Source organism: Chryseobacterium sp. GW823-FHT05E08 (genome assembly GCF_058795655.1).
In genome coordinates this window covers 221,717-244,975 of record NZ_JBXAHY010000001.1, presented here as the reverse complement: position 1 = coordinate 244,975, position 23,259 = coordinate 221,717, and the positions used below count along the sequence as shown (strand labels likewise).

The following is a 23,259-nucleotide window of genomic DNA, read 5'->3' as shown; positions in this document are numbered from 1 at the left end:
ATGGAAATTTAATAAAGGATAGGATAAAATCCTATTCACTCAAAATTTGAATTGTAAATGAAAAAACAACAACTTATTTGGTTAGTTTTTATTTTGCTGGCGGTAGTTAGCGGGATTTTTGCTTTTGATTTTTATTCACAGAATAAGTGGATCAATTTCGGTTTATTTACGATTATTGCTATTTCGTGTATTATTTTAGCCCAATTTTCAGCATTATCATTTATTCAGAAAACTGAAAAAATATTGTTGGCAATTCAGAAAAAAGACTTTTCTCTTTTCCCGAAAACAGAGGAAAACAATTTGTTTGATAATGCCATAAAACTCTATTACCAAAGCAAAGAAGAACACCTTTCGTACTCTTCCTATAAACTTTTGTATGAAGAAATTTTGAGTCAATTGGAAATTGGACTGATGATTCTTTCCGAGAAAAATAATAAATGGGAAGTATTTTATGTAAATCCTGTTTTTTTAGAAATTCTGCAAATTCCGAAATACAATTCATGGGAATTATATGAATCCAAAACTCCCAATTTTTATAAAATCATAGAACAGGCGAATTACGAAAACTCTCAGGAATTCTTTGATATTTCGATCAATGAAAATGTAAAACAATCTTTTTCTCTTCGAACAAAAAAAGTACAGAATGTGAAAAACCGTTTCTGTATCATCAGTCTGGAATCTGTTCAAAAAATTATTGAGCAAAAGGAAAAACATGCCTGGAATAATCTGATGAAGGTAATTTCTCATGAACTTCTGAATACGCTGACGCCGGTCAACAGTTTAATTCAGAATCTGGAATATATTGCCAATCAAGATGTTGTTGAAAAAGAAGATCAACAGGAAATGAAGGAAAGCTTAACGATCATTAGTTCAAAATCAAAACAATTACTGAATTTCGTTGACGATTACAGACAAGTTGCCGAATTACCAAAACCTGTTTTCAAAACCATTTCTTTAACTCAAATTGTAAAATCTGCGCTTAATTTTCTAAAACCAGAGTTTGAAAAAAATAATATTACAATCATCAATTCATTAGAAAATCAAACCATTTCGGCAGATCAAAAAATGATCGAAAGATGCCTAATAAACCTTTATTTAAATGCAATTTACGCTGTTGAAGACAATGCTGAAAAGATCATTAAAACAGAAATCAAAATACTTAATAATAGAACTGTTCTAAGCGTTGAAGACAATGGAATCGGAGTTTCAAATGAAATTAAAGATAAGATCTTTCTCCCATTTTTCACGACCAGAATCAGCGGTTCGGGAATCGGTTTGACTCTTAGTAAAAGTATTATTGAAGCACATAAAGGGTATTTAAATTACAGACCTCTGGAAAAAGGAAGTTTATTTGAAATATGGTTTCTGGAATAATCATAATTGCTACTAAAAGCTAATTATATTATTAAGCAAAGCCTTTTCAATGCAACCTTTTTTAACTATTTTTACCTCACAATATATAATTGACTATGAAAAAAATCGTATTTGCGGGAATAATAGCTTTAGGAGGATTTCTAACAGCAAATGCACAGTGTAAAACTGTATCCACACTTACAGAAAATTTTGATACCTGGAAAGAGATCAACAAATGCTGGACGGCTCAACAAGGAAAAGCAATGCTTTATGCAAGCGATAAAAAAATTATATTTTATTCGATGAGCAGCCCCGGAGAAAATATGTATCTAGTGACTCCAAAAATTAAAGCCGGAAAATATACACTAACTCTTGATATTTCAGACAACGGCGGAGAAACGACACTTGAACTGTTCTCAATAAACAATACAGCCGATGCAAAATCATATGTTTCAATAGCTAAATCTTCTAAAATAGAGGGAGGTAAAAAAACAATTGACATTTCTTTAAAAAAGGATTCAAATTTGGGTCTGAAAGTTTTGCTGAATGGAGTGCATCAGGCAGTTTATGTGGATAATTTTTCTTTGAAGCCTAAAAAATAAATCGCTTAAGGCTAATGAGTTATAAAACACTGATAATCATTAATTTAACTTAACTCGAAAACATTTCAACATCTCCTACTCTCTGAAACTTATCGGCTTTAGAGATAACCGATGTTAAATTTAATATATACTTTATATTGGCACAACACGAATTCATTACTTTTGCCAAGCATTGAAACCGTGTCGTGCCTTATAATGGAATATTTTAAAAAAATATATTTAGATTACAAACATCAAGTATACTTTTTTGTCAAAAAGTTTATTTCCAATATGGAAGATGTGGAAGACGTTGTACAGGAGATTTTTGTACATCTTTGGAAACATTCTTCCTCTCTTAAAAATCCCCAGACTCTAGAATCTATTATCTTCAAAACAGCTCAACAGGAAGTTGCTAATTTTTACAGGAAAAACAAAATGATCTTCTCTTTTTCGGATGAAAGTTTTATCAAAGATGAAGCCGATTCAGAAAAAAATGATACTGAATTTAAAGAAGAACAGCTACGAAAAATACAAAACCTGCTGGAAAACCTTCCCGAAAGAAGCAAGACTTTTTTTTATAAAAATAAATTAGAGAAAATAAGCTATTCTCAAATCGCGAAAGAAAATAATATATCAAAAACAGCCGTGGAAAAGCAAGTGAATAAAGTCGTCCGGTACATCAGGGCAAACTTAAATCTATTTTAACGAAATATTAATCAATATAAACAAATCATTAAATCCATCTCTTCGGGGTGGATATTTTTATATAACCGCGTAATTATAATTGTATGAAAGATTCTCAAAAACATTTTGAAAAAATTTGGAAAACCGTCTCCGAAGAAAAACAGGAAATGGATTCTGCAACCGATTCCAGGATATGGAGAGGAATAGACGGGAGAATTAAGCAAAATAATAAGCGAAAATATTATTGGATGGCGGCGGTTGTTTTGGTTCCTTTATTCGGAATTCTGTTCTTTTATAAAGATTTTACGCCAAAAGAAACGAAAAACAGTTTGTCAGTAATCATATTGCAATCCAATGAATTTTCTAAAACGTTCAGATTATCAGATAATAGTGTTATCACCTTGCAGCCTTACAGTACATTATCCATCAATAAAGATTTTGGAAAGAAATACAGAAATGTAAAATTTCAGGGGAAAGGTTTTTTCTCGATTGCAAAAGATAAGTCTAAACCTTTTATAGTAGATGCAGGTGGTTTCAGTGTTGAAGTTTTGGGAACAAAATTCTCAGTCGATCAGAAATCAGAAGAAAAAAAGGTAAAATTGTTTGAAGGAAAGGTAAAAATAGATCACAACGGCAAATTGACCTATCTCCTGCCTAATGAAAACTGGAGCACGTCTCCGGCAAAAAGTGATTTTCATTATTATGCGGTAACTGCTGTAAAAACTTTCACTTTTGAAAATACAACCTTCGAGGATGCTATAACTGAAATAGAAAATACATACGGAGCCAAAATCACCTATCCGAAAAACATTGCTAAAAATCAGGTATCAGGCTCATTTTCAGGAAATTTAAAAGAAATTCTTTCCATTATAAATTATCCCTTTAACCTAAAAACTGTTTTTAAAAATGAAAATGAAATAACACTCTATTAAATAAAACAGCACCAATAATGTGGCGTTATCAGTGCTTGTAATTAATTCAAAACTCGCTAAAGAATAATAAATTAACTCTTCAAATTTATGAAAAAAACTGCAATTTCTATTGCTTTACTCGCAGCTATGGGACTTCCTGTGCTAAATTATGCGCAAACCCAGGCTAGCACGCCTGTCACAAACAATCAGGGGCAGGTATCATTAGTCAAAATACTTAAAAAATTAGGAAAATCTACCAATACTAAATTCTTTTATTCTGCTTCAGATTTTAAAAATATTTGGGTAGACGAAAGCAAAATCAACTATTCATCATTAAAGCAAAGCTTAGATTATCTGAAAAAGAGTGTTCCTTTAGATTATCAGATTCAGAACAACACAGTAACTCTTAGGAAATTAATTTCTAATAATTCTTTTACCGAAAATGAGATAAAACCTCAAAACGATACCATAAACCAACAGGAGAAAAAAATAGAAGAAGTTGTCGTTGTTGGATACGGCACACAAAAGAAATCGATTATCACAGGATCTGTATCTGTTGTGAAAGGCTCATCCGCAAACGGACAGCCAATACTTTCAGCCGGAAATGCTTTACAGGGGCTCGCACCCGGTGTTACGGTGACTACACAGACCGGTGCGCCAGGCGGTGATGCCGGAAATATCAGAATCAGAGGGATCAACAGTTTTGGAGGTTCCGATAGCAATCCTCTTTTTATTATTGACGGTGTTGCAGGAAATATCAATGATATTGATGTCAACATGATTGAATCTATTTCTGTGCTTAAAGATGCTGCTTCTGCTGCAATTTATGGTTCCAGAGCAGCCGGTGGAGTTATTCTTGTAACAACAAAACGTGCCAAAGGAAATAAACTGACCGCTCAATACCGAGTGTACACAGGATGGCAAAGAGCTACAGCAATACCAAAAGTTACCGACGGTCTTACCTACATGAAGGTATTTAATGATGCCAGCATGAATGACAATGGGACAAAAATCTACAGCGATGAAGCTATCAATGCTTTTTCGGAAGCATACAACAAAAATCCCAGTAACTATGACTGGCAAAAAGCGATCCTTCAGGGAAGCGGATTCTTGCAGGATCATTATTTTTCGTTGTCCGCAAAATCCGGAATTATAAGCGTGTCGCCGTCATTCGGATATTCAAAACAGGAAGGTATTATTAAAAATACCGACTTTACGAGATTTACTTTCCGTAATAATATGGATATTACGCCAAATGACCAATGGAATATCAGGCTGGATATGTCATTCGTAAACAAAGACAGAAAGCAGATTGCCGATGAACCTACCATCTGGAATTATCTTGGCAGAATGCCGACAAATATTCCAATTTATTATGGCAGTAACTATTCTGACGGATGGGTAAAAATCAATCCGGTTGGTTTTATCGAAAATGGCGGAAACCGTACCCAAAACGACTTAGAATTTATAGGAAATATGAACATTTCTTACAATCCTACAGACTGGTTGACATTAAAAGGTCTTGTCGCTCCACGTTATCATACGACCAACATCCATCTTTTCAGAAAAAGCGTACCTACCTATTACGAAGACGGAACTGAAGCCGGTTCTGCCAACACTTTTACAGAACTTACAGAATCTGCAAGACGTCAGTTTTACGGAACTTATCAGTTTCAGGCGAATGCAAAAAAAGAATTTGGTAAGCACAGTTTTGAGCTTCTTGCCGGAGCTTCAAGAGAAACTTATAACGAAAAAATATTATCCGGATACAGAAGAGATTTTCTATACGACAATTACGAACAGCTGGATGCCGGTGCAGATAATGAAACTAAAGATAATGCAGGCTCAGAATACGAATGGCTGTTAGTTTCCGCTTTTGGCAGATTTAATTATAATTACGATCAAAAATATTTATTTGAAGCTAACGTAAGGTACGACGGCACATCAAGGTTTATCGGTAAAAACCGTTGGGCAGTTTTCCCGTCGTTTTCTGCCGGCTGGGTGGTTTCAAAAGAAAACTTTTTTGAAGGTTTAAAAGGAACAATCAGCCAATTAAAACTGAGAGGTTCTTGGGGTAAACTAGGAAATCAGAATATCAGTTCTTCGTATTATCCGTTTTCAGAACCGTTAACATTGGGAAGTACTTCTATGAACGGAGTGGTGTATCAGACAATCCAGCAGTTAATCATGTCTAATCCTGATTTGAAGTGGGAAGAAACCACCATGTCAGGTGTCGGTGTTGATGTATCTTTATGGAAAAAATTAGACCTTACTTTTGATATTTACGATAAAAAAACCGATGGGATTCTTTTAAGATTAAATACATCTCAGCTTACAGGTTTACAGGCACCCGTTCAAAACGCTGCCACCGTAAGCAACAAAGGTTGGGAAATCGGTGCGCAGTATAATGAAAGATGGGGAGATTTTAAAATGAGTCTAGGTTTCAATCTTTCTGATGTCAATAATAAAATTCTTGATATGAAAGGTCAGTCTTCCGGAACAATTCTTCGTCAGCAGGTTGGCTCTTCAGTGAATTCCATTTATGGATTTATCGCTGACGGATTATACCAAAATCAAGCAGAAATCGCTGCCGGACCGACACAATTCGGAACTTTAAAACCGGGAGATATCAGATACAAGGATATTGCAGGAGCTTTTGATGCTAACGGAAATCCAATCGGGGACGGAAAAATTACAGATGCCGACAGAACCATTATCGGAAGTACAGTTCCCAGATATACCTACGGTTTTAATATGGATTTTTCTTATAAAGGATTCAGATTATCAGCTTTGATACAAGGTGTTGGCAAAGTTGACGGTTATCTGGATTCACATTACGTAATTCCTGCCGTAAATTCAAGTGCTGTGAAACCTTGGCAACTCGATTATTGGACACCGGAAAACCCAAATGCTCAGTTTCCACGTGTTTCTCTTACCTCTACAAACAATACACAAAACTCGACCATGTGGATGAGAAGCGCAGCTTATATGCGTCTTAAGAATTTACAGATTGGATATGAATTACCTAAATCTTTTATAGACAACACGTTTCTACAAAGTGTTTATATCTATATGAATGGACAAAACCTCTTGACATTCACAAAATTCTACGAAGGGTATGATCCGGAAATCAATTACAATGCAGGAAGTTCTGACGGCGTTGCTCTGGGAGGTGGAAACTATTATCCACAGGTAAAAACATACTCATTCGGTATTGATGTTAAATTTTAATTATAAAAAAATGAAAAACTTTTTAAAAATATTTTTATTGGCCGTAATCACCTCATGCTCAAGCTCCGATATGGATTTGGAACCGCTTAACGGGCCAACATCCGGGACTTTCCCTGCATCTTATGAGGAAGGAAAAATGGGACTTTTTGCCGCTTATAGAAACCTCAGCACTTTGGATGCCGCAAGTACTCCGATGTGGCATGTGATGGATAATATTACGGATATCGGATATGCAAGACCGGGAACCAATTACACATCCCCTATCACGAGTTCTCTTACTACGACCAATGCATTGGCAATAAAACCTTGGGAAGTTCATTATCAGACCATTGCAAGATGTCACGCCGTACTTGATAAATTGGATGGAATTTCAGGACTTACCGAAGCGCAAAAGGCAGAGCTTGGTTCGGAATTAAGATTTATTCGTGCTTACTGCTATTCTCAGCTTATCGAGCTTTACGGAGATGTTCCATTAATAAAAGCAGCCGTTACGCTTGAAAATGCGAATGTTGCAAGAACACCCGTTGCCGAAATTCAGCAATTTATTATTGATGAACTAGGAGCTGTTGCCCCTCAACTTCCGATCTCACAATCGCAGTTCGGAAATGTGCGTGCATCCCGTATAGCAGCGTTAATGTTAAAAGCCAGAGTTGAACTTTATTCTAAACAATATGCAGCAGCAGCAGTTACTTCAAAACAGGCTTTAGACGCAGCGGCAGGGGTTTATAGTTTGACACCATTTAATGCGTCTGTGAATTTCGCGGGTAAAGATCATACCTTCGGAGAGCCGGATCCTAGTAATATATTCGGACACAGTGGTTTTTCCAGCAGTAAAGAATGGATCTGGGTTGCTGAATACAACATTAATGTACCTGGATATCTTCATAATCAGCAATATTATGCAGCCTCTCGTTTAGGTAAAGGAGTTTGCTATTGGGGACCTACTCAAAACCTTATCGATTCTTATGAAATGACAGATGGTTTATCAATATTGGAATCTCCGTTGTATGATGAAACAAATCCGTTTAAAAACAGAGATCCGCGTCTTGATATGTATGCTGTACGTCCGCATTCAAGATATCTTGGATACCAGTTTGAGCCGAATACATCTTTTGTAAAAGTAAACAACTACTGGTCAGCCGGAGCGCCAACACAGGTTGCCAATGCCGACGCTACCAATGCGTACCGCTCTTTCAGTGGTTATCTTTGGAGAAAAGTAGTTGATATTGCTGACTTTAATTCTACTTCAGTAAGTGGAAATTCAGATTTAGATGTCGGAATTTTCAGATTGCCGGAATTACTATTGATTTATGCAGAAGCAAAAATTGAGTTGAATCAGTTGGATAATTCTGTTTATGATGCAATCAACCAGATCAGAATACGTGCAAAAATGCCGGTTTTAAATACAGGAATGTCACAAGCTCAATTGAGAAAAGCCCTTCGATATGAAAGAAAAGTAGAATTGGCAAATGACGGATTAAGATGGTACGACATAAGACGTTGGGGCATTGCAAATAATGTGATGAACGGATATTTATACTTAAACCGCAACGCCAACAACTGGTCAAAATCAGCAATAACCGGCTTTGATGAAAGTGCAAACCCTATCTATAATCACTCACAGGCTTCAGGATATTTTTCTACACAGGAGGTAGTTTACAGACTAAACAAAGATGAATATTGGCCGATCCCGCAATCGGAAATGGACGCGAACCCTAATTTAAAACAAAACCCCGGATATTAATTTTAAAAAGAATTTATGAAGAAGAATATATCGCTATTATTATTACTGCTGTCTGCAGTGATTTTTGGGCAGGAAAAATTTCAGGAACCAAAATTAGATAATGAAAAATCGTGGAGTATCGTTCTGATTCCTGATACCCAAAACTATGTGAAATGGAACAGAAATCAGCCGATTTTAGACCTGATGGTAAGATGGATTGAGGATAATATCTCTCCACTTAATATTAAAATGGTTTGCCAGGTTGGTGATTTGGTGGAACATAATAACATTCTTAATCAAGGATATGACGGAGATCAAAGTGCAGACGACCAATGGAAATCCATACAATCAATCTTAGGAAGGTTAAACGGAAAAGTACCTTATATAGCTGCAACAGGAAATCATGACTTTAGTATTAATAATGAAGGCAGAAGATTTTCCCGTTATAATGAGTTTTTTCCTTCTAATTTTAACAGTTTAAATCAGAAATATTTGGCACAGAACTTTTTCAATGATGCCGGTGCTCCAAGCATGGAAAATTCTGTTTTGGAACTTAAAGGATTAAATGGTCAGGACTTTTTATTTCTCAGCCTTGAATTTGCACCGAGAGATAAAACGTTGGAATGGGCTAAAAAAGTGCTGGATATGCCTCAATACAAAAACCATAAATCGATTTTAATCACTCATGCCTTTCTGAATGAGAAAGACAAGAGAACGGATAAAGAGAATTCATGGTTTATGTACGAGCCTTTTTTGGTAAACAATGTGCCTCAAAAATCCAAAACCATCGTGCTTCCGGAGTCTAATAACGGAGAACAGATATGGCAAAAGCTGATACAGCCGTCTCAAAACCTTGAGCTTGTGTTAAGTGGTCATATTTCTGGTGAAGGTTTCCGCGTAGATTCTAATAATTATGGGAAAAACGTGAATCAAATGCTTTTTGATATGCAGAGTGAAGGCGGAGGTCATCGTGATGGCAACGGAGGTGACGGCTGGCTAAGAATTATTGAGTTCTATCCGGATAATAAAACCGTAAAAGTGAAAACGTACTCCCCTCTTTTCGGTATTTCGCCGGTTACTCAGAAAAACGCCTATAAGATAGATCCGAGAAACGAGTTTACTTTTAAACTCTCGGAATAATATTAGAATTAAAAAATAAACCATTGGTTATTTTTTAAAATGCCAGAAAATTTTCATTTTCTGGCATTTTTTAGCTTTTAAAGGTAATATCTATATTGAGACAAGTCAATCTTTATAAAAATTAAACATTTGAATCCATTTTATAATCCTAACAGATTATTAGCTGTTCTAAACTCTATTAAAGCAAAAAAAGTATTGAGAATATTTGGAAATTTACTATCCATTTGCAGTAAAAATCTTCATTTTACAATCAAAAATGACATGTTAAGTATAATTGCAGTAATCGTAATTATAAACCTTCTTAATAATTTTGTCGAATAATTTTTAAGCAAAATAATTTGTCTTATTTCTCTTTCTGAGTGCTTGATAGAAGTTTTACTATACTATGTAACTCCTATTTTCTAAACGAATAATTTTAATCATTATTTCTAAATTATATTTAAATATTAAACGAAATTTTTAACTTTATATAAAATATTAACCATAAATAATTAAATTTAGATGAAGAAAAGATACTTTACAGGCAAAGTACAATTTCTTATGTACATTTTTTGCTTTATTATTACAAAAGGGCAAGTCGGAATTAATACCACAACACCAGACCCTTCCTCTATTTTAGATATAAACTCCACTTCTAAGGGTATTTTAATTCCAAGAATGACTACTTCAGAACGTAATTCAATCTTAAATCCAGCTACAGGATTACTTGTTTATGATAATCAGCTAAACAAGTTTCTAGGATATGATGGAACCCAATGGACATTAGATGTTTTCAGCGGTTCAAAATGGAGTATTACAGGAAATTCTGGCACCAATCCTACTACAGATTTTATTGGAACGACAGATAATGTGGGACTTTCTTTCAGAGCTAATAATGTTGAAGCAATGACTATTTCAAGCGATGGACGAGCATCCTTAGCAGGAGGTAACATAAATAATCCAAGATTACTTGTTGGAAGATCAAACCCCGCCACATCCATTCCTTCAATTATGTCTGTTGTAGAAAATGATACCGGGGATTCTTATCCTGTTAATATGATAACTGCTAATGTTGCAGGAGGAAGAGTCAGAGGTAATTATGCTTTTGCGAGCAGCACAACCACTGCAGCCAGTGGAACATCAAGTGCAGGTATCATACTAAGTAACTCTAATTCTCCAATAATTGGTTCTTCTCTTGTTTTTTACACAGGAGGGCACCCAACTAATATGAATAGTACAGCTCAGGAAGCAATGATAATTGGAGGTACAAATAGAAATGTATATATTGGATATAGCAGTTTCAATACAGGAACACTTACGCTTCCTAATGCTAAACTTAATGTTACAGGAGGAGACATCTACTTAAATAGTATTGGTAGTGGTGTTATCATGACTTCGCCTAATGGTTCTTGTTTCAAAGTAGGAATCGACAATACTGGCGTTTTACAAACCACATCTATAACTTGCCCATAATAATGAATATTATGAAAATACGTATTTTGTTTTTAACCGTTTTTTTTAATGGAGTTTTTCTTCAGGCTCAAATTGGTATAGGAACAACAGCTCCCGATGTAAGTGCTGCAATTGAAATGGTTAGTACTGAAAAAGGATTGCTAGTTTCAAGAATGAATAATATAGACATGAGCAATATTGCAAATCCTGCTACCAGTCTCTTAGTTTATAATACAGAGAATAAAAGTTATTTAGGTTTTGACGGAGCACAATGGAGTGCCAATCTCTTTTCCCCCGACAATCAATGGGGTACTAAAGGAAATACAGGAAATATTGGTACTAACTTTATAGGCACTACAAGTAACGTAAGTCTTAATTTTAGAACAAATGGTAACGTCGCTCTTTCTATCTTACCAACCCGACAAGTAAGATTTGAAGGGATAAGTGCACTATCTAAACCAAGACTAAATATTTACCCTTCTTCACCCGGAACTTCTTTTCCTTCAATAAATACTTCCAATTCTAATGGAACGGGAGGAACTTCAATTGCTGTTACAACAATCGTATCCAATACATTAAATGGTAGTGTACGGGGTACTTATGCTTTCGCCAATACTGTTGGAGAAGCAGAAGCTGGAATTTCCTCTGCAGGAATCAGTTATATACAGGATCCTGATGTAAGTGGATTGTCTTTTTATACAGGAGGCCACCCTTCCGGCATCGATGACAGAAGTAAGGAGGCAATGATGATTTCTAATACTCGAAATGTAGGAATAAATGCTCATAATCCTAAAACCAAACTTGATATTGGAGGTGGAGATATCTATATTAATGACTCTAATAGTGGTATTATTATGACAGATTCAGGAAGTAATTGTCGAAGAATAACGGTTACCGATTTGGGAACTTTAGACGTTAGTAATATAATCCCGTGCCCATAATTTTAAAAATTTAGATGCTAGATAAAAACAACGCCAATGAAAATCATTGGCGTTGTTTGGTTTTTAAATGCATTTGTGACTGCAGAAGGTACAGTTTTCGAACACTTTTGTAGAAGATTTGATTAAACTTGAGGATCTTACTATTTTATAGATTGTAATATTTTTTTGAAAATTATTTTAGCAGAATAAAGTTAACATTTGTCGCTCCAAAATTGGTAATATTCAATCCTGTAATTTTATTTTTTTTGTTTCGTTGAAAATTGACTTCCACGGCAAATGTAATAACTCCTGTAAATTTATCCTTCTCGGTTTCTGTAAGCACAACATCGCTTAGTCTGTCATGAGTCATTATTAACTTTCCCTTGATGACTTTCAATGTAAAAAGTGATGACAAATCGGAGTTCTGAAATTGACCTTCAAAGTCTTTTAGATTAGGAGTAGAAACATATTTAGGTTTTTCTTCCGCTTTCTTTTCAGGTTCGGTTATTGGTGCTCTTTTTTTAAACTTATCAGACAAATAAAGTTCTGCAATGTCCAATCCTGCTTTGTATGAGACGAAATTTTCATCATTACTCAAAAGGATGACGGATAATTTATTACCCTGAAAACGGCCTAAAAAAGATTTGAAACCAGCGTCACTTCCTGTGTGGTTGTAGACAGTAAGACCTTTGTAGTTTCTGATAAACTGACCTTTGGCGTGGTAAATGGTTTCTCCATCTCTTACTGCTAAAATTGCAGGCTCGCCATTATCTAACGATGTTCGTTCATTGAAACGATTAATAAAATCAACATCGCCTACTTTGGGATTTTCAAAATTAGTGGTCCATTTACTTAAATCCTCAACGCTTGTATAAACGTTTGTAGGCCCTACAGAAGAACTGTTAAGGTTTCTTTTACTGTACAATCCGTTTTCACTGCCGTAAGAATAGGCTCTGTTTTTGACTGTTTTTTCGTTGTCATCATATATTAAGGTATTTTCCATACCCAGTGGATCGAAAATGTTTTCTTTAGCAAATTCAGCAAAACTTTTTCCGGAAACTCTTTTCACAATTTCGGCTAATAATGTAAATCCTGAATTGCTATATTTAAACTGGCTTCCGGGTGCAAAATTCAACGCTTTGTGTTTAGATATTATTTTCATGACCTGTTCGGAAGTAATTATATCATCCATTCTCCATCCAGCTAATGTAAGCAGTGCCCATTGATCTTTCAGCCCGCTTGTATGGGAACACAAATGTCTGATCGTGATTGTTTTTTCATAAATAGGCAATTCCGGAATATATTTTCTGACATCATCATCCAATGAAATCTTACCCTGTTTCTCCAATAAATAAATTGAAAAAGTCGTGAATTGTTTTGAAACAGAACCTACATTAAAAATCGTTTTTGGAGTAATTGGTATATCGTATTCAAGATTTGCAGTTCCATATCCTTTTTTAAAAATCAGTTTTCCATCTTTAACAATACCAACGGCAACACCGGCAGTTTTTGAATTGTATTGAGAAAATAACGAATCAATCTTCCTTTCTGCATTTGAATTTGTTTGTGCAGAAAAATTGTTTGCAATAAAAATATGAATTAGAATAAATTTTACTAAATATTTCATTTGATTAATTATGGTCTTGTTTTTCACTAAATTTCTTTATAATTTACGATAACAATTTGATTTTAAGATTTTTGCGAATTAAGCATTGATTTCAAAGTTACAAAACAAACTTTAAATTTTGCCCTAATTATTTTTCTCAATCAATTCAATAATTTTTAAGGCAACACCATTTGATGATTGAAAATTTTGTCCTGTAATAATTCGCCCGTCTTGTTCCACGTGAGAGATATCCCCCTTAGAAAATTTAAAAGTCCCGCCTCTTTCTTCTATAGTCTTCTGAATTAAGAATGGAAAGTGTTTAAAATATTCACCATCTTGTTTTTCAAAAGAATCAGGATAGCCACTTATTTTTTTCCCTTGAACCAAGAATTTACCATTTTTAGTTTTTAAATTAACAATACCTGCCGTTCCGTGACATACCGAAGAAATAATTCCGTTGTTATCTTCGTATACCTGCATAGTAATATGTTGAATGTCTGAGTTTTCAGGAACGTCATACATAGCACTTCCACCTCCAATGTAATGAACCGCTTTGTAATTTTTATAATCAATTTCTTTAGGACTTAAAGTATGTTTGATGGCGTACATAAAGTTTTGATCATATACATAATGTTTTTGCAAACTATCCGAGGTATTGATGTAGGCTAAAGGAATATCGCCACCTTTTGGACTTACAAAATCAACGGTATAACCAGAATTTACAAAAGTGTCATAAGCGTTTACGATTTCGCCAAAGCTATTTCCTGTTGAAATTGTAGAATTTCCGTAATAATGTGCATTGGAAACAATGAATAATATTCGTTTACCAGATTTATTACTTGCTTTACTACTTGCAGATTTGCTGATTATTTTCCATTCGCCCTCAATTTTTTTTAGCAAGAACATATCCATAAATTCTTGTTTTCTTTCAGGAATAATAATTTCGGCTTTTGCAATAGCAATATCATTAAAATATTCTATAGAGACGATTTTCCCTATACGACCGTTAAATTCTCCTTTATTTCCTTTTTGAAACCAACTGACATATTCTGAAATCGGAACAATCCATAAAGGCTTTTCTTTGCGGCTTAGAAAAAGATTGGCTTCAGCATAAAAAGCTTTACTAATACTATCGGGTCTATTGTAAGATGTACCATTAATATAGTTTTGAATACAATTCTCAATGAGAGATTCTTCCGATTGTGCAAAAGACAAATTTGATAGAAGTACAAATAAAATGGCGAAAAATATTTTTCTCATAAACTTTGATTTTAATGATTTAAAAATGTTTCGCAAAACTATATTGCTTAGGTTTTAAATCACTCCAAGTTTATGATAATGAAGTACGAATGTATATTTTAGGAGTAAAAATTATGTTTTTTGATAATTTGAAGGCGTAGTTCCTGTGATTTTTTTAAATGAGCTATAAAATGTGCTGCTCGAATTAAACCCAGATTCAAAACCCACAGCATCTATTTTCAACTGAGTATTTTCTTTTAATAATCGTTTTGCTTCATCAATTCGATATTCATTGATGAATTGAGTAAAACTTTTATTCAGATTATCATTAATAAATTGTGATAGTAATTGAGGGCGGATATTTAATTCTTTTGCCAAAATTGATAAAGTGAGATCAGGATTAGTATAGATTTTTCTTGTTTCAAAAAGTATATTAATTTTTTCCTGAATTTCCTTTACTAGCTTTTCATCTATTTTATTGATGTATTTTTCTTTATTAATGACAGAAATTAACGTTTTGTTTTTTGCATAATAGATCAGAAGGAACGAAATGTAAAAGCTGAAGGAAAAAGTTAAAGCCCCGGAAATATATGAAGTATATCTGGACAAAGCATAAGAAAGCCAAATTGCAAAAACACCACAGATAACTGACAATATCCAAGTTTCCTGATAGCTGATTTGGTTGCGATTGGTGATCAACTTACTGAAAATTTCCCTAGCCTCATAAATGGATAATACAATAAAAATAAACCATTGAAAATTGATAGAATAATAAATTATTCCTCTCCATATCTCAGGATTTTCCTTGTATGGAAAAAGAAAACCTAAAACACTTATGGCTATAATTGTAAAAATGAGGCCATATTTTGCAAAAGAATAATTAAGCTTTTGCAGTATTGATTTAACAAAAAAATACAATAGAGGACCAATTAAAAAACAAGCCGACAAACCTATTTGCAAATACGTTTTTGACAACTGAGGATTAAAATTATACAATACAGATTTTCCGATTCTTGTACTTAAAGATAATAATAAAAGTCCTAGAAATAAATCGGATATAGCTTTGTTTCTCTTGAAGAATAAGAAATAAAAACTCAAAACAACACTATTAAAAACACCTAAAGCACTTAAAAAAAATAATATTTGATTATCAATATTCATTATTTTAAAATATGTTTCTTTTTGGAATTGTTTTCGGTTATCGTTTCGTGCTTCGTTATGGTTATCTTTTACTACAAAATTTCTTTACGAAGCCGATGCGCCAAATTTAGCGAAAACTTTCTTATGAAGAACTTTAAACTTGACAAAAGAACTTGTTAGTGATAGTTTTTTAATTAAGTTTTTTCTATATCAATTTTTCAAATTAGTCAAATAAATTTGTTTGTTTTAAGCTGTCAAAAATTAGTTTGGTAACATCTTAAGATTATTTAGGAAAAGAGTTGATTACATTCAAAATGAGTAAAGAAATTTGAATTGATTTTATTATTTGCTGAATTTTTATAAAAACAACGCCAATGAAAATCATTGGCGTTGTTTTGTGTTAAAAAGTAATTTGTGACCGCAGAAGGATTCGAACCCTCACTGTTGGAGCCGAAATCCAAAGTTCTATCCATTAAACTATGCAGCCGGCTTTGGGTTTGAGTGTGGGAGGGTTTGAGAGTAAATGTGTTAAAAACAACTCTAAAAACTCTCCCACACTCAAAACTCTAAAACGTAATCTTCACACCTCCCAAAATCTGTGCACCAAGAACTTTATATCCTTTGTAGGTTTGATAATTTGAGTTGAAAAGATTGTTTCCAATCGCGAAAATACTGAAATTTTTGTGAATTTTATACTCTGCGGAAAGGTTTAAATCTGCATAACCACCAACTTTATCGTCGGTATTCTCTGTTGACTGATACATCATCGGACTTCCAACTCCCTCAATAGCAAAAGAATTCGTTGTTCTGTCGCTTGCAAAAATCCCTTTGAATCCTAGCAATAATTTTTTATCAAGCATCGTATATTTAGCACCAATACTTGCATTCAACAATGGAACGTTGTAAATATTGTCGTAATTCTTTAAATCAAATTTTGTAAACTTTACTTCTGCATCTACAATTAAATTCTCCAATGGGAAATATTGTAGACTTCCTTTAATATCGCTTACATTTCCATCATCATAAACTGCAGAAAACGTGTTTGCATAGTTGTAAGCAGAACGGTTAAGCGTGTAAATATTATCAAAAATACTATTCGCTTTAAAGAACATAATATCTCTCATTTTTCCATAACCTGCAGAAACATCATATTTAAGAGTTTCATCAATATCACCTCTTAAACCAACATAAAAATGATATTTTGTTTCAGTTGGTTTTAAATACTGATCAGAAACAATGAAAGGATTCTGTTGTAAAAGATCTGAGTAAGTGTTTAATTTCAAACCTCCGTCTACTCCACCATAAAACTTAAATTCTTTCGCTGCCGCAAACTGGAATTCAGCCTGTGGGAACCAATATGTTTTACTATTTTTCATTTGTTCTGCCAATAAATCGTTATTGTTTTTAGCATTTAAAAATGAAAAAGATGAACCTAACATCAAATAAGAATCTCCTTTTCTGAAAGTTACTTTCGGAGTTAAGCTTGTATTAAAAAAGTTAGAAGAGTTTTTATCTCTAATCGCAAATTCCGACTTCACAGCTTCCAAACCAACTCCCAAATCTGCATTCAACGTAATTCCGGAACCTCCAACCTCAACGCCATGTTTAGACAAATTCGCCAAGATAGAAACCTGATTTTCTTTAGCATCAAAATGATCTTTCAAGAACGAAGATTTTACTCTTACATCATTCAAAATTTCGTTTGAATAAAAATCATAATAACCGTTTACTTTAAACTGATTAACTCTTTGATCCAAATCTACATCACCCGGATCTAAAGCATAAATTCCGTAGTAATTGTTGTTATTTAAGCCATATTCAGCATTTAAATTGAACTTCCCTTTTTCTCCGTAAGAATTCAAGAAAGCCCCGACTGTTGCAGCGCTTTGTTTAGAATCCCAGGCATATTCTTTTTTCAACCCTAAAGTAGAAAGAAAATGAGCATCCAAGCCAACTTCCAGTTTATTTTCAAGTGTTTTTGAGATATTCAGATCACCCAAAATCTTCCCATAATTACCCATTCCGAATTGGAGGTAATTATTTTGAGCCGTCCCCTCAAACTTTGGAGTAACATCCTGTCCCTGAATCGTTGATGTTTTAAAATCAGAAACCGCAGGAACGTCTGTAATTGTATATTTTACAGGATTCTGAGATTTCTCTTCCGGTGGATAATTTTTAATTGTTTCCACAGAAGTTTTCTTTTTTTCGATCTTTTTTACTTCCGGTTCTCTTTTTTTATTAAGAATCAGTTTTTCTTCTTTGATCTGGGAAAACGCAACCGACGACATCCCTAGAAATATGATTGGAAGAATATATTTCATCATAATTTATCAATATTTAAGTAGCGTCCCTAAATCCTAAGCCCTAAATCATGCTACCTTTTTACTACTTTTACTTTTTAATCTGTTTTTTAACCTCTTTTGCTTCAGCAACGATTTCAGGGAAATCTTTGTAATTAGAAATGATCTGATCACAAGTATAACTCGCCTGATAATTATCTTTTAAGCCTACATAATTCTTCGCCATCAATACCAGCGCTTTTGCACCCCAATATTCTTCAGAAGAGTAATTGTTGGCCAATTTAAAGATCGTTTCGTTTGAAGATTTAAAGGCTTTTCCTTTGTTTTGATAGAATGCTTTTGCATAAAGAGCTTCCGCCGCAACTTCTGTATTGGAAGACTTTTCAAGAGAAGTATATGCCGTTTGAGCATCTTTATCTTTCCCTGAATTCATCAAACTTCTAGCCTTGATCACTTTCGCAGTTTCAATAACAGCAGCAGAGTTTTTATTGTTTGAAATCACTGCATCCGCTAATTTTTCAGCTTGAGAGAAATTCTTTTCGTCTGCATACATCTTCATTAATTCTACATTCGCGTAGTTTTTAATGTTGACATCTGATGAATTTTTAAGGTTCTCCAAGTATTTTTTAGCATCTGCACTATTTCCTTGTGCCACATAGATCTGAGCCAAACGAGTCTGCGCATCATCCTGATAATCATTCTGAACGTCCGCAACTTCCTGTAAAACTAAAAGTGCTTTTGTCGTATTATTGGTTTGATAATAACTTTCTCCAAGCTCGTATTTAGCCTGATAAAGCCCCTCTCCTGTTGGATTTTGCGTTAAATATTTCTCGTAATAAGAAATTGCATTTTTATAATCTTTCTTAGTGAAATATTGTTTTCCTGTAGACAGATTAATTTCATCGATCTCAGAAGCATCAACATTTACTCCAATATTTTTAGCGAAACTTTCATACCCTGCAACATCACCGTTTTTCGTAAAAATAGGTTTTGCAGCCTGAACGATTTTCTCTGCGTAAGCTGTATTTTTGTACTGATCACCAAGAGATTTCAACTCAGATAAAGCTTTATCATTTTGGTTTTGATCGATATAATTCTGCGCTCTGTAAATCGATGCGTTGGCGATCAAATCTTTATCAGAAGAGGTTTTAATCACTTTTCCAAAGAAGTCATTTGAATTGGCAAAATCATCCTGAGCCGCGTAAGCTGTTCCCATTTCATACTGAGCATCATCGTAATATTCAGAACCTGGATATTTAGATAAAAGATTTTTTAAGTTGGTGATTTTCGCCTGCGTATCACCTTTAAATCCTAAAGCCATCGCTTTTTGGAATAAAGTATAATCCGTTGCATCTTCATTTTTATCATAGATCGCGATCGCTTCATTCAGATCATTATTTGCGTAATAAATATCTGCTAAACGAAGTTCTGCATCATTTTTAAACTCAGGTTTTGGATTGGTTAAATATTGCTTAAAATAAGTTGCAGCCTGATCAAATTTCTTAGACTTGAAATAAGCATACCCCAAATCATAAGGCAATTGCTGTTTTTCTGGGAAAGTTTCGGTAAGCAATTTTTCGTAACGAACAATCGCAGACGGATAATTTCCTTTCTGATAATAAACCTGCCCAAGCCAATATAAAGCTCTGTTATTGAATTCTTTATTAATATTAAAGCCTAAACTTCTCAAGAAATATTTCTCAGCTTCATCATAATTTCCTTTGTTGAATTCTTCCGTTCCCAATAAATAAGAAACTTCCTGATCTACTTTATCAATATCAGGAGACGAACTTTGAAGCTTATCAATTGCGTTCAGCGTTTCTTTGAAATTCCCTGAATATAAATATGATTTCACCAAAAGTGATCTCATTTCAGAAGCATTCGCAGCATTTTGATTTTCATTGATATAACTTTGAATAACCGCAGACGGACTTTCAAACGGGTTTCCAATATCGTAGCTTAACTTTGCGTATTGTTCGTGAGCCAATTTTTTAACCTTCGGATCATAATTCATCTGATAAGACGAACGGAAAGCCGAAAGTGCCTCCTGCTTTTTATCAACCGCCAAATAGGCATTTCCAAGCTGATAATAAGCATTTTGAGCTAAAGCGGAATTGCTGTTTAACAATTGGTTATAATAAGAAACTGCTTCATCATATTTTTTAAGCTGAGCCGCCACAAATCCCATTTCATAAAGGTCATTTTCAGACGGATTTTGCTGAACACTCAGGTAATCTTTTAAGTGAGGATAAGCAGAAGTATAATCATTTTTCATGAAATAACTTTCACCAATGATCTTATGAACTTCAGCTTTATAAGCAGCAGAAATATCTTCATTTAATAAAAGATTACCTTCTGAAATTGCTTTATCGTAATCCTTGTCATTATAATACATTTGTACATAATAAGGACGAACCAGTTTCGAATATTTTGGCTGATCTTTCACAGAATCAAAGTATTGGAAAGCCTTATCGTTCTGTCTGTTCGAATAATACAAATGTCCCAACATGTAAGCAATATCGCCTTTTTGAGAATCATCGGCAGTTTTATACGCTTCTTCCAAGGCATCTGTTGCACCTTTAGAATCGCCCATCATGAATTTAGCATAACCTAATTTCAAAATATACTGCGTATTCTCTTCTTTTGAAAGCTGATATTGGTTAACCTTTTTCAACGTTTCCAATGCTTTCGGAAAATCTTTTTTAGCCAGATAATAATCCGCCAGAGGAAGATTTGCCTGAGCAAAATAGGCAGAGTTCGGATATTCTTTCATAAAGGCAGTTAATCCCTCTTCAGCATGATTTTTCTGAAGAATAACGCCAATTACGTTATCAAAGAACTGTGCAGCTTCTTTTTTCGACCTCGACAAATTTTGATTATAAAAATATTGTCTCGCATATTCGTACTGAGAAGCATTGTATATTTTGGTCTGATAAAGATTTTCGGCTAAACTGAACCTGTAATTATCTTGCTGGGTAAAGTATTGAGACTGCTGTCCTTCGGAAATTCCGAAATAAAATACGGCAGCCGCTAAAAGTATTTTTTTTGATTTCATTAATATCAAATTTTAAAATGGGTAAGGCTAAAGTAAATGCCAAATATTTTAAATTTATAGAGAGATTTTATCCACAATTTATCAACGAAAATATTGAAAAGATATTGTATAAACAAGCCTTTTAACATATTGTTAGTAAGTGGATTATTTTTTAATACTTATTAACTTTCTCATAAGAAATATTAAGAAAATCTTAATTATTTCACAGAAATAATTACATTTGTTTTTTTCAAATCAAATATAGACATTGATGAATCAACTTTTTAGAAGGAAAAACTATTCAGAGACAGATACTTCCACGAATCTTTTGAGAGTTTTGGGTGTTTGGGATATCGTTTTTTTTGGTATTGCGGCAATTATCGGAGCGGGAAGCTTCAGCAGTTTGGGAGAAGCTGTATTCAGAGGAGGCCCCGGCGTTATTTTGTTATATTTGATTTGCGGTTTTGCCTGTGGATTTACGGCTCTTTGCTACGCAGAATTTGCGAGTAGAATTCCGACCGCAGGATCTGCTTATACTTATGCTTATGCAAGTTTTGGTGAATTAATCGCCTGGATCATCGGCTGGGCTTTGATTATGGAATATTCTTTCGGAAATATCTATGTCGCCTTTTCATGGTCAGATTACTTTACTAGCTTTCTCGAGCGACTCGGAATGCATATTCCTGATTATTTAACCTGCAGTTATACAGAAGCCAAAAAAGCTTTCATGAATGGCTCTGAAAATAAAGATCTATTAAATGCATGGAAATCAGCTCCTTTATTAGGAAGTTTAAAATTCATCGTTGATGTTCCGGCTTTGGTTATCAACGGGTTAATCACTTGGTTATGTTATGTTGGGGTTAAAGAAAGTAAAAACTTTAATAACTCTTTGGTTATTCTAAAACTAGCCGTAATCGTTTTAGTTATTTTAGTTGGATTTGCTTATATTAATACTGAAAACTGGACGCCCGTTAATCCAGAAACTCATGTTGCATCATTCATGCCAAATGGTTTTGCAGGAGTTATGAGTGCCGTTTCCGGAGTGTTCTTTGCTTATATTGGTTTTGATGCGTTAAGCGTACTTTCCGAGGAAACGAAAGATCCTCAGAAAACTTTGCCAAAAGGAATGATCATTTCCCTTGTATTGTGTACGGTAATTTATATTGCATTAACCTTAGTTTTAACCGGAATGGTTGATTACAGAAAATTCGACGGTATCGGAGATCCTCTTTCATTCATATTTGAAAAATCAAATGCCAATGTTGCCTGGATGGAACTTACTGTTTCTTTTGTAGCAATTGTTGCCATTACAACTGTACTATTGGTTTTCCAAATGGGACAGCCAAGAATTTGGTACGCTATGAGCCGTGACGGATTGATGCCTGAAAAATTCAAAACAGTGCATCCAAAATATAAAACACCTTCTTTTGCTACTGTTGTTACAGGTATTGCGGTGGGTGTTCCTATCCTATTTACAGATAAAACTTTCATCCTTGATTTCACGAGTATCGGGACTATTTTCGCGTTTGTTTTGGTTTGTGCAGGAGTTTTAATGCTTCCTGCTAAAGAAAAAATCAAAGGTAGATTTCACCTTCCTTATATTAATGGTAAGATTATTTTTCCTGTTATTTTTATTGGAGGATTAATTGGATTTTACTTCTGGCAACCGGAATTTTTCAATTCATTGACCGATTTTAGTACTCCAAAAGACAGTGAGTTCAGGGCTTCTATTTTGGTATTTATTGTGATTAATTTAATTCTATGTGTTTTCACTTTTATTAAAAATTTCTCTTTAATTCCTTTAATTGGATTAAGTTCTTGCTTATATCTTTTAACCGGAATGAGCCACGAAAACTGGTTCTGGTTCGGATTGTGGTTCGCACTAGGTTTAGTTATCTATTTCTGCTACGGTTATAAAAACAGTAAACTTAGAAACGCTTAGTTTTTAAAAAATTAGAAATAAAAC

At 34.0% G+C, this 23,259-nt stretch carries 15 protein-coding genes and 1 tRNA gene; 10 read left to right on the top strand and 6 right to left on the bottom strand.

Features of this window, described 5'->3' with window-relative positions; all coding sequences use genetic code 11:
- Positions 1 to 57 precede the first annotated feature (57 nt).
- From AC1Q7L_RS01145 to AC1Q7L_RS01105, 9 genes are all read left to right on the top strand, one after another.
- On the top strand, positions 58 to 1,374 hold the full coding sequence (locus AC1Q7L_RS01145; protein ID WP_492305764.1) for a sensor histidine kinase: 1,317 nt from the start codon (positions 58 to 60) through the stop codon (positions 1,372 to 1,374).
- 95 nt (positions 1,375 to 1,469) lie between these two features.
- Complete coding sequence (locus AC1Q7L_RS01140) at positions 1,470 to 1,955, top strand: hypothetical protein (RefSeq protein WP_492305765.1); 486 nt, start codon at positions 1,470 to 1,472, stop codon at positions 1,953 to 1,955.
- Positions 1,956 to 2,066: 111 nt separating this feature from the next.
- Positions 2,067 to 2,639, top strand: a complete 573-nt coding sequence (locus tag AC1Q7L_RS01135; RefSeq protein WP_492329368.1) for an RNA polymerase sigma factor — start codon at positions 2,067 to 2,069, stop codon at positions 2,637 to 2,639.
- Positions 2,640 to 2,722: 83 nt separating this feature from the next.
- The gene (locus AC1Q7L_RS01130; protein ID WP_492305767.1) at positions 2,723 to 3,550 is read left to right on the top strand and encodes a FecR family protein; all 828 of its coding nucleotides are present in this window, start codon (positions 2,723 to 2,725) and stop codon (positions 3,548 to 3,550) included.
- 87 nt (positions 3,551 to 3,637) lie between these two features.
- Positions 3,638 to 6,760, top strand: a complete 3,123-nt coding sequence (locus AC1Q7L_RS01125) for a SusC/RagA family TonB-linked outer membrane protein (RefSeq protein ID WP_492305768.1) — start codon at positions 3,638 to 3,640, stop codon at positions 6,758 to 6,760.
- 10 nt (positions 6,761 to 6,770) lie between these two features.
- Entirely contained in the window at positions 6,771 to 8,504 is a 1,734-nt protein-coding gene (locus AC1Q7L_RS01120) for a RagB/SusD family nutrient uptake outer membrane protein (protein ID WP_492305769.1), read from the top strand.
- A 15-nt stretch (positions 8,505 to 8,519) separates the two neighbouring features.
- Positions 8,520 to 9,623: a metallophosphoesterase gene (locus tag AC1Q7L_RS01115; RefSeq protein WP_492305770.1), complete on the top strand. Its 1,104-nt coding sequence runs from the start codon at positions 8,520 to 8,522 to the stop codon at positions 9,621 to 9,623.
- Between the two features lie 501 nt (positions 9,624 to 10,124).
- Entirely contained in the window at positions 10,125 to 11,075 is a 951-nt protein-coding gene (locus tag AC1Q7L_RS01110; RefSeq protein ID WP_492305771.1) for a phage tail-like protein, read from the top strand.
- An 11-nt stretch (positions 11,076 to 11,086) separates the two neighbouring features.
- Complete coding sequence (locus AC1Q7L_RS01105; RefSeq protein ID WP_492305772.1) at positions 11,087 to 11,995, top strand: phage tail-like protein; 909 nt, start codon at positions 11,087 to 11,089, stop codon at positions 11,993 to 11,995.
- A 172-nt stretch (positions 11,996 to 12,167) separates the two neighbouring features.
- Here the strand turns inward: AC1Q7L_RS01105 and AC1Q7L_RS01100 are convergent, their stop codons facing one another.
- The 6 genes from AC1Q7L_RS01100 to AC1Q7L_RS01075 form a co-directional block, all read right to left on the bottom strand.
- Complete coding sequence (locus tag AC1Q7L_RS01100; protein ID WP_492305773.1) at positions 12,168 to 13,601, bottom strand: serine hydrolase domain-containing protein; 1,434 nt, start codon at positions 13,599 to 13,601, stop codon at positions 12,168 to 12,170.
- A gap of 123 nt (positions 13,602 to 13,724) precedes the next feature.
- Positions 13,725 to 14,840, bottom strand: coding sequence for a nuclear transport factor 2 family protein (locus tag AC1Q7L_RS01095; RefSeq protein WP_492305774.1), 1,116 nt, complete (start codon positions 14,838 to 14,840; stop codon positions 13,725 to 13,727).
- Between the two features lie 111 nt (positions 14,841 to 14,951).
- The gene (locus AC1Q7L_RS01090) at positions 14,952 to 15,980 is read right to left on the bottom strand and encodes a helix-turn-helix domain-containing protein (protein WP_492305775.1); all 1,029 of its coding nucleotides are present in this window, start codon (positions 15,978 to 15,980) and stop codon (positions 14,952 to 14,954) included.
- Between the two features lie 394 nt (positions 15,981 to 16,374).
- Positions 16,375 to 16,446 (bottom strand) — tRNA-Arg (locus tag AC1Q7L_RS01085).
- 79 nt (positions 16,447 to 16,525) lie between these two features.
- Complete coding sequence (locus AC1Q7L_RS01080; RefSeq protein WP_492305776.1) at positions 16,526 to 18,283, bottom strand: TonB-dependent receptor; 1,758 nt, start codon at positions 18,281 to 18,283, stop codon at positions 16,526 to 16,528.
- A gap of 67 nt (positions 18,284 to 18,350) precedes the next feature.
- On the bottom strand, positions 18,351 to 21,314 hold the full coding sequence (locus tag AC1Q7L_RS01075; RefSeq protein ID WP_066757517.1) for a tetratricopeptide repeat protein: 2,964 nt from the start codon (positions 21,312 to 21,314) through the stop codon (positions 18,351 to 18,353).
- A 250-nt stretch (positions 21,315 to 21,564) separates the two neighbouring features.
- Here AC1Q7L_RS01075 and AC1Q7L_RS01070 point away from each other — a divergent pair, with 250 nt between their 5' ends.
- Entirely contained in the window at positions 21,565 to 23,235 is a 1,671-nt protein-coding gene (locus AC1Q7L_RS01070; RefSeq protein WP_410690942.1) for an APC family permease, read from the top strand.
- The last annotated feature ends 24 nt before the right edge of the window (positions 23,236 to 23,259 follow it).

Bases quoted from the DNA above. Each gene is read 5' to 3' on its own strand.
- AC1Q7L_RS01125 (WP_492305768.1), top strand. From the start codon at position 3,638: ATGAAAAAAACTGCAATTTCTATTGCTTTACTCGCAGCTATGGGACTT.
- AC1Q7L_RS01115 (WP_492305770.1), top strand. From the start codon at position 8,520: ATGAAGAAGAATATATCGCTATTATTATTACTGCTGTCTGCAGTGATT.
- AC1Q7L_RS01135 (WP_492329368.1), top strand. From the start codon at position 2,067: ATGTTAAATTTAATATATACTTTATATTGGCACAACACGAATTCATTA.
- AC1Q7L_RS01145 (WP_492305764.1), top strand. From the start codon at position 58: ATGAAAAAACAACAACTTATTTGGTTAGTTTTTATTTTGCTGGCGGTA.
- AC1Q7L_RS01095 (WP_492305774.1), bottom strand. From the start codon at position 14,840: ATGAGAAAAATATTTTTCGCCATTTTATTTGTACTTCTATCAAATTTG.
- AC1Q7L_RS01130 (WP_492305767.1), top strand. From the start codon at position 2,723: ATGAAAGATTCTCAAAAACATTTTGAAAAAATTTGGAAAACCGTCTCC.
- AC1Q7L_RS01075 (WP_066757517.1), bottom strand. From the start codon at position 21,314: ATGAAATCAAAAAAAATACTTTTAGCGGCTGCCGTATTTTATTTCGGA.
- AC1Q7L_RS01105 (WP_492305772.1), top strand. From the start codon at position 11,087: ATGAAAATACGTATTTTGTTTTTAACCGTTTTTTTTAATGGAGTTTTT.
- AC1Q7L_RS01100 (WP_492305773.1), bottom strand. From the start codon at position 13,601: ATGAAATATTTAGTAAAATTTATTCTAATTCATATTTTTATTGCAAAC.
- AC1Q7L_RS01110 (WP_492305771.1), top strand. From the start codon at position 10,125: ATGAAGAAAAGATACTTTACAGGCAAAGTACAATTTCTTATGTACATT.
- AC1Q7L_RS01070 (WP_410690942.1), top strand. From the start codon at position 21,565: ATGAATCAACTTTTTAGAAGGAAAAACTATTCAGAGACAGATACTTCC.
- AC1Q7L_RS01140 (WP_492305765.1), top strand. From the start codon at position 1,470: ATGAAAAAAATCGTATTTGCGGGAATAATAGCTTTAGGAGGATTTCTA.
- AC1Q7L_RS01120 (WP_492305769.1), top strand. From the start codon at position 6,771: ATGAAAAACTTTTTAAAAATATTTTTATTGGCCGTAATCACCTCATGC.
- AC1Q7L_RS01090 (WP_492305775.1), bottom strand. From the start codon at position 15,980: ATGAATATTGATAATCAAATATTATTTTTTTTAAGTGCTTTAGGTGTT.
- AC1Q7L_RS01080 (WP_492305776.1), bottom strand. From the start codon at position 18,283: ATGATGAAATATATTCTTCCAATCATATTTCTAGGGATGTCGTCGGTT.